Annotated in this window: 11 protein-coding genes; 4 read left to right on the forward strand and 7 right to left on the reverse strand. The window is 59.6% G+C overall.

The annotated features are described in order from the left end of the window. Positions 1-8: 8 nt before the first annotated feature. The 4 genes from gspG to AC54XV_RS16190 form a co-directional block, all read right to left on the reverse strand. Positions 9-440 (reverse strand): type II secretion system major pseudopilin GspG, encoded by a 432-nt coding sequence (gene gspG / locus AC54XV_RS16175; protein ID WP_003317918.1) that lies wholly within the window; start codon positions 438-440, stop codon positions 9-11. 25 nt (positions 441-465) lie between these two features. Further along, a complete protein-coding gene (gspF, locus tag AC54XV_RS16180; RefSeq protein WP_003417566.1) occupies positions 466-1,668 on the reverse strand; it encodes a type II secretion system inner membrane protein GspF in 1,203 nt (400 codons plus the stop codon). Next, complete coding sequence (gene gspE, locus AC54XV_RS16185) at positions 1,665-3,389, reverse strand: type II secretion system ATPase GspE (protein ID WP_024639652.1); 1,725 nt, start codon at positions 3,387-3,389, stop codon at positions 1,665-1,667. Before gspE ends, gspF begins: the two co-directional genes overlap by 4 nt. An 83-nt stretch (positions 3,390-3,472) precedes the next feature. Continuing rightward, the gene (locus AC54XV_RS16190) at positions 3,473-3,700 is read right to left on the reverse strand and encodes a hypothetical protein (protein WP_003405027.1); all 228 of its coding nucleotides are present in this window, start codon (positions 3,698-3,700) and stop codon (positions 3,473-3,475) included. A gap of 494 nt (positions 3,701-4,194) precedes the next feature. Between AC54XV_RS16190 and AC54XV_RS16195 the strand changes: the two genes are divergently transcribed. Continuing rightward, on the forward strand, positions 4,195-6,936 hold the full coding sequence (locus AC54XV_RS16195) for a beta-glucosidase (RefSeq protein ID WP_053275556.1): 2,742 nt from the start codon (positions 4,195-4,197) through the stop codon (positions 6,934-6,936). Positions 6,937-6,974: 38 nt separating this feature from the next. Here AC54XV_RS16195 and AC54XV_RS16200 read toward each other — a convergent pair whose 3' ends face one another. Together AC54XV_RS16200 and AC54XV_RS16205 are read right to left on the reverse strand one after the other, a co-directional pair. Continuing rightward, a complete protein-coding gene (locus tag AC54XV_RS16200) occupies positions 6,975-7,619 on the reverse strand; it encodes a TetR/AcrR family transcriptional regulator (protein WP_003405030.1) in 645 nt (214 codons plus the stop codon). Between the two features lie 113 nt (positions 7,620-7,732). Next, complete coding sequence (locus tag AC54XV_RS16205; RefSeq protein WP_024639654.1) at positions 7,733-8,272, reverse strand: GNAT family N-acetyltransferase; 540 nt, start codon at positions 8,270-8,272, stop codon at positions 7,733-7,735. A 104-nt stretch (positions 8,273-8,376) separates the two neighbouring features. Between AC54XV_RS16205 and AC54XV_RS16210 the strand changes: the two genes are divergently transcribed. The 3 genes from AC54XV_RS16210 to solA all read left to right on the forward strand — a co-directional run bounded on the left by AC54XV_RS16210 (position 8,377) and on the right by solA (position 12,718). Continuing rightward, positions 8,377-9,267, forward strand: a complete 891-nt coding sequence (locus tag AC54XV_RS16210; RefSeq protein ID WP_024652448.1) for a LysR family transcriptional regulator — start codon at positions 8,377-8,379, stop codon at positions 9,265-9,267. 263 nt (positions 9,268-9,530) lie between these two features. Beyond that, positions 9,531-11,114, forward strand: coding sequence for an aldehyde dehydrogenase (NADP(+)) (locus AC54XV_RS16215; protein WP_104652519.1), 1,584 nt, complete (start codon positions 9,531-9,533; stop codon positions 11,112-11,114). A 428-nt stretch (positions 11,115-11,542) separates the two neighbouring features. Continuing rightward, a complete protein-coding gene (gene solA / locus AC54XV_RS16220) occupies positions 11,543-12,718 on the forward strand; it encodes an N-methyl-L-tryptophan oxidase (protein WP_104652518.1) in 1,176 nt (391 codons plus the stop codon). Here solA and AC54XV_RS16225 read toward each other — a convergent pair whose 3' ends face one another. Then, positions 12,719-14,068, reverse strand: a complete 1,350-nt coding sequence (locus AC54XV_RS16225; RefSeq protein ID WP_003405041.1) for a TolC family outer membrane protein — start codon at positions 14,066-14,068, stop codon at positions 12,719-12,721. Between the last annotated feature and the right edge of the window lies 1 nt (position 14,069).

Raw genomic sequence — 14,069 nt, forward strand, 5'->3', positions numbered from 1 at the left:
GCCGAGCGTTACTCCCAGTTGCCCAGGTCGGCGCTATAGCCTTCGCCGCCCGGCTGGCCGTCCTGGCCGTAGAAGATCAGGTCGAAGCTGCCGTGCTGGCCAGGGAAGCGGTAGCCGAATGCATGGCCGAACGGATCCTTGAGGTCCGAGGGCTTGGCATAAGGGCCGTTCCAGTTCGACGCATTGCCCGGCTTCTCGGTCAATTGCTGCAAGGTCTTGGGTGGCGAACCGACGTCCAGCGCATAGCTTTCTATCTTCATGCCCAGGCTGGCCAACTGAGCCTTGCCTGCGCCGTATTTGCCCTTGTCGACGTTGCCGCCCACCTGACGCACGACGATGGTCGCGACGATGCCCAGCAATACGATAACGGCAAGCATTTCCAGCAAAGTGAAACCGCCTTGTCGACGTGCGGGTTTGAAGCGTGTACGGCTAAAAGTCATCGGAATGGTTTCCTCGTTCATGAATTCAGATATTGCTGGTCAGGCTCATCAGCGGCAGCATGATGGCCAGCATGATCACCGCGACCATGCCCGCCATCACCACCGTCAGCGCCGGCACGAGTGCGGCCAGCATGCGGTCGATACCGCGCTTGGCCTCGACGTCGAACACATCGGCGACCTTCATCAGCATGGTGTCCAGTTCGCCAGCCTGTTCGCCGACCTCGATCATTTGCAGAGCCAGATCCGGCAACAACGGCTGCGCACCAAACGCGCTGGCCAGCGTGCCGCCACCCTTGACCGACTCGGCCGCCTGCTCGACCTGCGCCTGCAGGGCACGATTGGTGCAGACCTGGCGAGCGATCACCAGCGCCTGCAACAACGCCACTCCATTGGTCAAAAGCGTACCGAGGGTGCGCGTCAGCCGTGCTGCCTCAATGCGTTGCAATAAAGGACCGATAACCCGAATGCCCAGCAGACGGCGATCACGGCGCTCGCGACGCTGCGGGTCGCGCATGCGAATGGCCATGCCCCAGATCAACGCGATCAGGCCCGCCAGCACCGCCAGCCCGTAGTCGCTCAAAAACTCTCCGAGGTTGAGAATGACCTCGGTGATCAATGGAATCGGCACGCCGAGATCCTTGAAGATCGGTACGAATTGCGGCACGACGTAGGCCAGCAACAGCGCCAGGGAACCCAACACGCCCACTACCAGAAAGGCCGGATAGATCAGCGCGTTGATCACCTCGCCACGCAGCAACTGGCTGCGCTCCAGGTAATCGCTCAGTTGGCGCAGCGTACTTTCCAGTGCGCCACCGGCTTCACCGGCGCGGACCATGCTTATATAGAGGGGCGAGAACTGGCTGCCCTCTTCTTCGAGCGCCACGGACAGCGGCTTGCCAGCCTTGACCTGTTCGCGGATGCGCTCGATCAACGCCTTGGTCTGCGGTTGTCCAGGCTGTTTGAGCAGAATTCCAAGCGATCGTTCCAACGGTTGCCCGGCGCCGAGCAACGTCGCGAGCTGCTGGGTGAAGCTGACCAGCGCCGCACCATTGAGCAAGCCGCTGCCCAGCGCACGGCGCAAACCGCCCAGACCGGCAGCATCGACCTGCAAAACCATCAGGCCACGTTTCTGCAACGCGGCAATGGCGGCATCCTGATCGCGGGCTTCCAGCGTGCCATTCTGCGGCGCGCCCTGAGCATCCAGCGCGCGGTACTTGAACAGGCTCATGTGCCTTCACCGCGGGTGACGCGCAGCACTTCTTCCAGCGAAGTCACCCCGGCCACGGCCTGACGCAGGCCTTCTTCATGCAGCGTGCGCAAACCGCCACGTCGGGCAGCCTCTTCCAGCGTCGAGGCGTCGGCGTGGCGCATCAAAAGACTGCGCAGCTCTTCGTTCATCACCAGCAGTTCGGTGATTGCACTGCGCCCGCGATAGCCGCCGCCAGGCGCATCGGCACGCGGGCGATACAAACGAATGGGCCGCTCGTCGGTGAAACGCTCCAGCCCGTGTTCGGCGATCAGCTCCGGTGGCGCATCGAAGGCCTCGCGGGTTGCCGGATCGAGGCGACGGACCAGACGCTGAGCCAGAATTCCGTTGACCGTCGAAGCGATCAGATAGCTTTCGACGCCCATGTCCAGCAAGCGGGTAATACTCGCCGCTGCGCTGTTGGTGTGCAGCGTCGAGAGCACCAGGTGGCCGGTCAACGAGGACTGGATGGCAATACGGCAGGTTTCCAGGTCGCGCATCTCACCGATCATGATGACATCCGGGTCCTGACGCACGATGGAGCGCAGCGCCCCGGCGAAATCCAGGCCGATGGAAGGCTTGACCTGAATCTGGTTGATGCCTTCGAGCTGATACTCGACCGGGTCTTCAACGGTGATGATCTTGCGCTCGGCCGTGTTGAGCCGTGACAACGCGGTATACAGCGTGGTGGTCTTGCCGGAACCGGTCGGCCCGGTGACCAGCAGAATGCCGTGCGGACGCTCCAGCACGTCGAGAAATTCGTCCAGCCGCTCGCCATCGAAACCCAGGCTCGGGAAATCGAAATTGATGGTCTGCCGGTCCAGCAGACGCATGACCACTGATTCGCCAAAGCTGGTGGGCACTGTCGATACCCGCAGGTCCAGTTCCTTGCCCTGGATGCGCAGCATGATCCGGCCATCCTGCGGCAGACGACGCTCGGCGATGTCCAGACGGGCCATGATCTTCACCCGGGAAATCACCGCTGCCGAAGAACTGGATGGCGGCGCTTCCGCTTCGTGCAGCACGCCGTCGATGCGATAACGCACCTTCAACTGGCTCTCGAACGGTTCGATGTGGATGTCCGATGCACGCTGCTCTACTGCACGCTGCAGGATCAGGTTGACCAGACGAATGACCGGCGCTTCGGAGGCCAGGTCCTTGAGGTGCTCGATGTCTTCCAGCGAGCCGCCCTCCTCATCCAGATTCTCGATCAGGGTGCCCATCGCCGAGCGGCCCTGCCCGTAATAGCGCTCGATAAGGGTCTCGACCTCATTGCGCGGGCCGATGGACAGTCGCACCGGCACCTCGCACGCATAGGCGATGGCCTGAAACGGGTACAGCGTGCCGGGGTTGGCGCTGAGCACTTGCAGGCCCTGATCGCTCCAGCCTACCGGTACGACTTGATAGTGGCGCATGAAGCGTTCGGTCAGCGGCGGCAAAGGGTCCAGCAGCGGTGGTACAGCATCGGCGAGCAACAACGGTGCCTGCAGCAATGCCGCCCATGCGCGGGCCAGCTCGAATTCGGAGACCAGGCCCAGACGCGTCAGCAGGCCTAGCAACTCAGTACCTTCCGACTCCTGCTGCAGACGCTGGGCGCGCTCCAGATCGGCCGTTTTCAGACCGGCATTTTCGATCAGCCAGGCACAAACCTGCTGGGCATCCGGAATGAGCAGACGGGAAACATCGACGGGAGCTGACGGCATGAATGAGGGCATTTTGCTACTTCGGAGGGACATATTACAGCACTCACCGACTGGTGAGTGCTGCGCTCAAAGACTTCAAACGATCAGTTTGACTGCTTTTGAGGGGTTGCGTTCTGCGGGCGACCGCCTTTTGTCGTTTCGGTCTTCTGGTTTTGCGCTTTCTGCGCCGCCTTGGCGTCCTGGGTCTGGGTCATCACCGTCTCGTCGCTGGCACCGGACGTTGCGTCTGCATCTGTCGCGTCGTCAGCAAAGACCGCACCACTCAGGGCAAGACCCAAAACCACACCGGCACTCATCATGGAAAACTTCATCGTATCAACTCCTCGAAAAACAAAAAGAGCTCCGCAACAAGCGAAGCAGATATAGAAATCGGGCAAGAACTAACGCACAGCACACGTCGCAACTTGCGAGCTGTCTTTCTTCATCCTGAAAAATCTTAAACCCATCGACCAGTAGGTTTAAGAAGAGTTCCTCATTTGTAAAGAAAAAATACGAAATCGAAGAAAAATACGCTTTTATTTGACATTTATGCCTTGTTTTAGACTTAATTGTATCGTTTTGTAGATTCAAAACGCCACCATGTGATGTCACTTTAGTAGCGCGCGGCAAGTAAAAAAAGACACGCCAAACAAAACTAATTCGGCAACTAAGGAGTCCTACCTCGCGCCCTTGAAACAGGGAATAAACGCGACGACGGGAAACTGTTGCCCAAAGAAAAAGTTGGCCGAAAGCGGTAAATAAGAACGCATTTATCCTGCGCACGTGCGCAGGCAGACAGTTATTTGAAACGCAGTTGGAGAGCAATATGAACAAGCGAAAGATGATAGGCGCGCACTCGGCGCTGGCCTTGCTGGCATTGGCAGTATCCCAGGTGCACGCCGCTGACCCTACCGTACAACAAGGGCGTGAAGATCGCGCCGAAAAAGCCGCACAGAAAACCCTGGCCAAGATGACCATGGAAGAAAAGCTGGCCTACATTGGCGGCACCGGCGGCTGGGACGTCAAGCCACTGACCAATTACGGCGTCCCGCAGATCCACGGCGCTGACGGCGGTGTGGGCGTGCGCTACACCAGCGAAGGCAACGATCAGGGTGTTGTCTACCCGTCCGGCCCTAACCTGGCCGCCACCTTCAACCCGCGTCGTGCCATCGACCTCGGCCGTGCGCTGGGTTATGACACTGCCGTCGGCGGCTACCAGTTCATCACTGGCCCCGGCGTCAACCTGTACCGCATGCCGTACGGCGGCCGTGCGTTCGAATACCTCTCCGGTGAAGACCCGTTCCTTGGCGCCAGCCTGGCACCGGGCGTCATCAACGGTATCCAGTCTCGTGGTGTATGGGCCAACGCCAAGCACTACGCGGCCAACGACCAGGAAAGCAACCGCTTCAATCTGAATCAGACAATGCCAGAGCGCGTGCTGCGCGAAATGTCGTTGCCTGCGTTCGAATCGTCGTCGAAAAACGGCAATGTGGCGATGATGATGTGTGCCTTCCAGAAGGTGAACGGTGATTTCGCCTGCGAAAGCGACCACCTGATCGCCCAGATCCTGAAGAAGGAATGGGGCTTCAAAGGCTTCGTACAGAGCGACTACAACGCTGTCGTTCACGGTTTCAACGCTGCCCGCGCCGGTACCGATCTGGACATGATGGGCTACCAGATGAACAGCTCCGTGCTGAAGCCGCATCTGGACGCCGGCGACCTGAGCGCTGCGACCATCGACGACAAGGTCCGCCGCATCCTTAAGCAGATCTACCTGTACAAGTTCGACAGCAAGACGCCGCTGACCACGCACAACATGAACAGCTCGACCAGCAACAAGGTTGCTCTGAACGCTGCGCGTGAAGGTATCGTACTGCTGAAAAACCAGGACAATCTGCTGCCGCTGGACAAGCAGAAAGTCAAGAAAATCGCCGTTGTCGGCACCCTGGCCAAGTACTCGCCACCCACCGGTTTCGGCAGCGCCAACGTCATGGCCAGCCATTACGTCAGCGAACTGAGCGGCCTGCAACAGATCGCGCCTAACGCCAAGGTCGACTTCATCGAAGGCCTGTCGCTGGACCCAAGCACCAGTGCCTGGACCACCACCGACGCAACTGGCAACGAAGTCCAGGGCATGAAGGTCGAGTACTTCAGCAACACCAACTGGTCTGGTGATGCCGCTGTCACGCGTACCGAGAAGCACGTTGACCTGGACTGGGCCAACGACAAGAACCTGCCGTTCGAAAGCAACACTTCGACGTCCGATCCGTACGCCAGCAAAGGTTCGACCGCTGGCCAGCTGAATGGCGATACATCGTCGACTTCGATTCGCTACACCGGCAAGGTGACTCCGACCCAGAGCGGCGAGCAGGTGTTCAAGGTGCGTGCCGACGGCGCGGTGCGTCTGTGGGTCAACGGCAAGAAAATCATCGACAACGGTGACGGCAAGCCGCTTCCGGGCAACAGCATTCCGCCAACCATTCCAGAGTTCGCCAAGATCAATCTGGAAGCGGGCCAGTCTTACGACGTGAAGCTCGAGTACTCGCGTCGTGCCGGCTACCTGTCGACCATGGGCGGCCTGGTAGGTGTGCAGTTGAGCTCCGCCTCGCTGAACGCTCCTCAGGACCTGTCCGGTTATGACGCCGTCGTGGTTGCCGTAGGTAACAGCAACGAATACGAAGGTGAAGGTTTCGACCACAGCTTCGATCTGCCTGAGTTCCAGAACGAGCTGATCCAGAACATCGCCAAGGTCAACCCCAATACCGTGGTGACCATGTATGGCGGTACGGGTCTGAAGATGAGCGACTGGATCGAACAGGTTCCAGCAGCGCTGCACGCCTTCTATCCGGGTCAGAACGGTGGTCAGGCCCTGGCCGAGATCCTCTTCGGCAAGGTCAACCCGTCGGGCAAGCTGCCGATCAGTATCGAACGCAACATCGAAGACAACCCGGCCTACGCTTCCTTCCCGAAATTCGACAACCAGAACACTCTGACCGACATGGATTACAAGGATGACCTGCTGCTGGGTTATCGCGGTTACGAGAAGAAAGGCATCAAGCCGCTCTATCCGTTCGGCTACGGTCTGTCGTACACCACGTTCGGCTACAGCAACATCAAGGTCACGCCGGGCGTCGCGGTCGGCAATACACCGATCAAGGTGTCCTTCGACCTGAGCAACACCGGCAAGGTCGGTGGTTCGGAAGTCGCTCAGCTGTATGTGGGCCAGCAGAACCCGAAAGTCGAGCGTCCGATCAAGGAACTCAAAGGCTACAAGAAGGTGTTCCTCAAGCCGGGTGAAAGCAAGCGTGTGACCATCGAGCTGAATGATCGCTCGCTGGCCTACTTCGATGAGAAGAGCAAGCAGTGGGTGGTCGATGCCGACACCTTCAACATCTCGCTCGGTTCGTCGTCGCAGGACATCCGCCTGAACGCCAAGCTGGTCAACTCGTTCCGTCAGGAACTGTCGACCACCAGCAGCAACCCGCTGCCACGCTCCGCTCTGAACTCGGTCCTGGTCGAGAAACCACCGGTCAAGACCGGCGGTGTATTCAAGCAGACCGTTGAGTAAGCGTTAGCTGACTGAAGGGTAAACGGACAAATAAAGGCTCAGGGACGAGCCCTTACCGCTGCATCGACCTGCGCAATGTAGGTATCGAAACACTCGACCAGATCCACCTGATCGGGAAAGCGTAACCACTGAATCTGCAAACCATCCATCATCGCCAGAATCTGCCGGATGATCTTGTCCAGATCCACATCCGCACGTACCTCCCCGCGCTCCACCAAAGCCGAAAACTGTCCCAGCAAGTGCGCGTGAATACGCTCGTAGCGCGTCTGGAACCATTCAAAGGCAGGCTGGTTTTCCAGCAGACTTTCCGCATTGAGGATCGAAAATGCACGTACCACGCCGGGCGCCGTAGCGTTGGAGCGGTTGATCGCGCGCAAGCCGCCGAGCAGACCGGTCAGGGTGTTATCGGTACGGACTTCGGCAGCAATTCGGCCGTTGACCTCGTCGCGTCGCTCAAGCACGCCCATCAGCAGCGAGATCTTGCTCGGAAAATGGTGCAGCAATCCGGCGACGGAAATACCGACGATGGCTGCCACCTTGGCCACCGAAGCGCCGGTATAGCCTTCAAGGGAAAACACTTGCAGGGCCGCATCGAGCAGTTCTTCGCGGCGCTTTTCGCCCTTTGGCGCGCGTCGCTGTCGGGTGACTGCCGTGCCCGTTTCCGTGGGGTCATGCCGAGTCATATCAGGCTCCTTCTTGAACAGCCGCGTACCCTAACCATTCAGGCAAGCGCTGGCAACGCTATTGAGTCGGATTGTTCGACAATTTCATCTTGTACAGCAGTGCCGTGACAGGTTCAGGTGCGCTCCACCGGGACACTGCCCCAGCCTTCGCCCAGCATGCGCTGCATCAGCACCGTGTCTACCCAGCGGCCATGCTTGAAGCCGACCGATTCGAACACTCCAACCCGGCGAAAGCCGAGACGCTCATGCAGGCGCAACGACGCGATATTCTGGCTGTTGCCGATAACCGCAATCATCTGCCGCCAGCCGCCCGCTTCGCAGTGCTGCACCAGGGCACTCAACAGCGCCTGACCGATCCCCTGCCCGCCGAGCCCATCGCGCACATACACCGAATCCTCCACGGTAAAGCGGTAGCCTGGACGTGGCCGATACGGCGTGACATAGGCATAGCCGACAATGTCGCCATCGCGCTCGGCGACCATATAAGGCAAGCCTTTGGCGAGGACCATGCGACGACGCTGGAGCAATTCTGCCAGGTCAGGCGGCTCCAGCTCGAAGCTGGAAATCCCGTGTAGCACGTGGTCAGCGTAAATCGCCTGTACAGCGGGCATGTCATCGTCGCGGGCGTCACGCAGGTCAAAGGTTGAAGTCATGTCCGAACTCTGTACGAATGTCTGTGAATGGCCGCAATGATGCCGCTCGCCACGACATTAAAAAAGCTATGATTTATCATCCACAGCATAAGAAATACTTTGTCATGCGTCGGCTGAACCTCAATCACCTGCACACGTTTTCGCTGGTCATCGCCCATGGCAGTTTTTCTGCGGCGGCAGAGCGTCTGCACCTGACCCAGCCAGCGGTCAGCCTGCACGTGCGACAACTGGAAGATCAGTTGAAGCTGCAGCTGATCGAACGGGTCGGCAAACGCCTCAAACCTACCTCCGCAGGCACTGTACTGTTGGAGCATATCGCGCGCATCGATGCGGTGGTCGAAGACGCTCTGCAGGCGCTGTCCAGCCATGCCAGCGGCGTTGCCGGGAAAATCGCCATCGGCACCGGCGCGACAGCCTGCATCCATCTGCTGCCGCCCATGTTGCAGGCGCTGCGTCGGCGCTTCCCGGAACTGGATGTGCGCGTCAGTACCGGCAACACCGAAGGTATCCTCAAGGCGGTCGAAGAAAACCTTCTGGACCTGGCACTGGTCACCCTGCCCGCCGCCAGCCGCAGTCTGCACATCACGCCGCTGCTTGAGGATGCGTTCGTGGCGATCTTCGCCGGCAGCCAGCGACCGATGCCGGCGCACATGACCCCGGAGCGCCTCAGCGCACAACCGCTGGTCGTATTCGAAGCAGGCAGCAGTACGCGTCTGCTGATCGATGAATGGTTCCTGCACGCCGGGATCCGGGTAAAACCGGTCATGGAACTGGGCAGTATCGAAGCGATCAAGGAAATGGTCGCCGCAGACCTGGGCTACAGCATCGTGCCGCGGATGGCCGTTGCTGCGCTGCACCATCGCCGCGGCTTGCAAATGCTGCCACTGGCAACAGCGCTGAGTCGCACATTGGGAATCGCCTTGCGCCAGGACAAACCGGTCAGCAAGGCCCTGCGTCAGGTGCTGGATGCACTGCAATACCTCAAAAGGTCATGAAGGCGCGCCACGATAGAGGCTTGAGCGCGCCCATGCACTATAAAGAGCAACGGCACTCGGCCTGGCAAATAAGGTCGACAGTTGCACAGGCAGCGAATCAGGTTGTACGATGACTGCCCACTGGTAACTGAAAAAATGATGGCTGGCCTGCTTTTAAACGCCCCATCACTGACAATCTGTAAAGCAACTCGGCAACCCATAAGGAGCGCCGGTCCGGATACCTTCCCTGCCGACCTCCAACCTCAAAACAACAGGAGATACCGATGCCTAACATTCTCGGCCAGAACTTCATCGCTGGCGGCCGCAGCGCTTTGGGCCAGAGCCTGCAAAAAAGCCTGGATGCCACCACCGGTGAAGAGCTGCCTTACAGTTTTCATCAGGCCACCGACGGCGAAATCGACGCCGCGGCACTGGCTGCCAAGGCTGCGTTTGCGGAATTTCGTCAGCTGAGCCCGGCCCGTCGCGCCGACTTCCTCGACGCCATTGCCGATGAACTTGACCAGCTGGGTGATGACTTCGTCGCCATCGTCTGCCAGGAAACCGCCCTGCCCCAGGCGCGAATTCAAGGTGAGCGCGGTCGCACCAGTGGCCAGATGCGCCTGTTTTCCAAAGTTCTGCGTCGCGGTGATTTTGTTGGTGCACGTATCGACCTGGCACTGCCGGATCGAAAGCCGCTGCCACGCGTCGACCTGCGCCAATACCGTATCGGTGTCGGCCCGGTTGCGGTGTTCGGAGCGAGCAACTTCCCGCTGGCGTTTTCCACTGCCGGTGGTGATACCGCGGCGGCCTTGGCCGCCGGTTGCCCAGTGGTGTTCAAGGCGCACAGCGGTCACATGGCGACCGCCGATCTGGTGGCGAGCGCCATCATTCGCGCTGCCGAACGTACGCAGATGCCCAAAGGCGTGTTCAACATGATCTTCGGCAACGGCGTTGGCGAAGGTCTGGTCAAGCACCCGGCCATCCAGGCCGTCGGCTTTACCGGTTCGCTGAACGGCGGCAACGCACTGTGCAAAATGGCTGCCGAACGTCCGCAACCGATTCCGGTATTTGCCGAGATGTCGAGCATCAACCCGGTCGTGCTGCTGCCAGAAGCCTTGCAGGCTCGCGGTGAAACCGTGGCCAAGGAGCTGGCGGGCTCGGTGGTGATGGGTGCCGGTCAGTTTTGCACCAACCCGGGCGTGGTCATCGGCCTGCGCTCACCGGCGTTCTCAAAATTCGTTGAGCATCTGACCGAACAGATGGGCAGTCAGGCTCCGCAGACCATGCTTAACGCGGGCGGCCTGCGCAGTTACAGCAAAGGTGTGGAACACCTGATGGCGCACCCTGGCGTGACGCATCTGGCCGGCAAACCCCAGGAAGGCAAGCAGGCTCAGGCGCAGCTGTTCAAGGCTGACGTCAGCCTGCTGCTGAACGGTGATCAGTTGCTGCAAGAGGAAGTCTTCGGCCCAACCACGCTGCTGATCGAAGTCGCCGACGATGCGCAGTTGAAGGACGCGCTGCAAGCCTTGCGTGGTCAGCTGACTGCGACCGTGATCGGTGAGCCCGCGGACTTGAGCACGTACAGCTGGCTGCAACCGGTTCTCGAAGAGAGAGTCGGGCGCATTCTGTTCAACGGCTACCCGACCGGTGTCGAGGTCTGCGAGGCCATGGTTCACGGCGGCCCATACCCGGCCACCTCGGACGCACGCGGTACCTCGGTGGGCACCCTGGCCATCGACCGCTTCCTGCGCCCGGTCTGCTATCAGAACCTGGCGGACAGCCAGTTGCCACCTGCGTTGCAGAACGCCAACCCGTTGGGCCTGCGTCGTCTGGTCAATGGTGAATGGAGTGATCAGCCTGTCGCGTAACGGCCACCGGCTGGATCCGCAACACAGCAGCGCGACCTGATGAGGGTCGCGCTTTTTTTTGGAAAATATTTCTTTTTTGTGCCCGAAGTCGCTTATAGCGGACCTGTTTTGTACCCGGATGACAGCACCATAGAAGTGCAAAACAGGGGCTGTTCATAAATTAACCACACAGCTGTAAGCCACGTGTAACAAGGGTTTCAAAAAGTTACCCACAGACATACCCACGATTTCCGTGGACAACTTTTCATCGATTTCGGACCTTAAAAACCCTGTGCAGTGCAAGCGTAAATTTTTGACGGGGGTCTGCAATCCCGGTGTGATGGCATCTGTAATGGCCAACGAGGCCGCCTGACATAACCTTATGCACGTTTGGCGGTTGATTCGACAGACTGTCCATAGTGAGATAGACGATTTATCGAGGCTCCCCTATGCAACAGCGTTGTAACGTGGCCGTACTCGGCCTGGGTGCCATGGGTGCTGCCACTGCCTATCAGCTGGCAAAGGCCGGAGTCGATGTGATTGGTATCGACCGCTACGATCCCCCGCACACACAGGGCTCCAGTCACGGCGATACACGCATCACGCGACTCTCGGCCGGTGAAGGTCCGCAATACCTGCCACTGGTACGCAGCTCACAGCACATCTGGCGCGAACTTGAAGCATTGAGCGGCGAGTCGCTGTTCGAACAATGCGGTGTGCTGGTGATGACCTCCAGCCCGGCCTACGATCCCGAGGACGTCAACGACTTCACCCATCAGACCATCGCCCTGGCCCGCACTCATGGGGTGAAGCACGAGGTATTGGCGGCTGCAGCGATTCGCGAGCGTTTCCCTCAGTTCTCTCCTGTGCTGGACAGCGCCATCGGCTATTTCGAACCCGAAGGCGGATTCGTTCGGCCCGAGCGCTGCATCGCCGTACAACTCAAGCTGGCAAGGCAACACGGCGCGCGTCTGCTGACCCACGAAACGGTCACGCACTTACAGGCGCATGGCGATCAGGTACGAATCATCACCGACAAGGGCTCGATCATCGCCAACAAGGTCGTAGTCAGCGCGGGCATGTGGTCGTCCGGGTTGCTCGGCGCACCGTTCAGCGACCTGCTGCGGGTGTGCCGGCAAAAGCTGTTCTGGTTCGAGTTGCAGCACCAAGCTGTCTTTGCTGCGCCGTCGCCAAGCTTCATCCTGAGTCACGGGCCGGGCGAAGCCGATGTCAATTACGGCTTCCCGCCGCTGTCCGGTGAAAACAGCATGAAGGTCGCCACCGAGCAATACCTCGAGACGTCAGCGGCTGACCGGTTGGACCGCACCATTAGCGCGTGGGAAGAACAGGAGATGTTCCGCACCCAGGTGCAGGGCAGGATTGCGGGACTGACACCAAAGGTGGTCAAGTCCTCGGTATGCGCCTACACCGTCACGCCGGACTGCCACTTCATCATCGATGAACACCCGCACCTGAAAAACGTGACGGTGGTCTCGGCCTGTTCCGGCCACGGTTTCAAGCATTCGGCCGGGCTCGGACTGGCGCTGGCGCAACGTTGTATTGATGGCAAGAGCGATGTGGATCTCTCGGCTTTTTCATTGCAACGCTTCGCCAGGCAGGCTTGATCAGCGCGCCACCACGAACGCCTCGTCGATGCGCGCCAGATCGGTGTCGCGCAAGGTGCCGGCGTAGTAATGCAGTTTGATCCAGGCCATCAAATAGTCGTAACGGGCTTTTGCCAGATCGCGACGGGTACTGTAGAGCTGCTGCTCGGCGTTAAGGGCATCCAGGCTGATGCGCTCGCCACCCAGAATGCTCTGGCGCGTCGACTCGACCAGTGCCTGCGCCGAGATCAGCGCTTTCTGGTAGGCGCGCAACTTGTTCACCCCTGACGCACAGGCGTTGAACTGGCGACGCAGCTCGATCAGGGTTTCCCGGGTCTTGCCCTCCAGCTCATATTCAGCCTGCTCGCGCTTGCTGTTGGCCTGGCGCACCGAGGCACTGGTGCCACCTCCGGCATACAACGGAAGACTGAGCTCGATGCCTATCGTGTTGGTGTCGTAACGCTGATTGTAGGTGTTGCCGCTGTCCGATTCGTTCTGGCGGATACTTGCGTAGGCGTTCACCGTCGGCAGATGCCCTGCGCGGTTGCGTTCCACCTCGTATCGCGCCACTTCCAGGGACTGACGTTGCGAGGCCAGGATAGGGCTGTTGGCCATGGCCAGCGCATGCCACTCGGTAAAACTCGACGGTGCCAGTACCAACGCTTGAAAGCTGTCCCTCAATGGCTCCAGCTGCGCAACATCGATACTCGGTTCGCCCAACAACGCCGCCAGCTCGCGCAAGGCCGCATCCTGCTCATCGCTGGCTTCGATCTGCTCGGCAATCGCCAGTTCGTTGCGCGATTCGGCTTCGAGAATATCGGTGCGCGTGCCTTCTCCCCGCTCGAACATCTGCCGGTTCTGCGCGAACTGGCGCTCGAACGCCTGCTGCTTGGCACGGGCGATATTGATCTGGTCCTGGGCGAAAAGTGCCTGGGTGTACAGGGTCAACACCCGCACCAGCAATTCCTGGCTCTTGCTGCGAAAGGTCTCGTCGGCAAACAGCGCCTGAGCCAGCCCCTTGCGGTAATTGGCGTACGCCTCGTAATCGATCAAGGGCTGCTGAACCGTCAGGCTCGAGCCAAAGCTGTTGTAGTGGCGATGGTCGGTGGTGTCTTGAGCGCTGCCTTTGAGGGTCGCCTTGGAATCGTTGCGCCCCTTGTTGTAGCTGTATGACACGCGAGGCAACAAGCCGGCACGACCAATCACCCGGTTCTCCAGGCCCGCGTCGCGCTCCTTGAGTGCGCCCAGATAAACCGGATCATTGCGAAGCGCCAATTCATAGACCTGAAACGGGCCCATGGCCTGGCTCAAAGGTGCAGTACCCAGCAGGATGGCCGTCAGCAGAGCGGCTTTAAAGGGATGACGAGACATC

This window comes from Pseudomonas fragariae (ex Marin et al. 2024), from assembly GCF_059621105.1.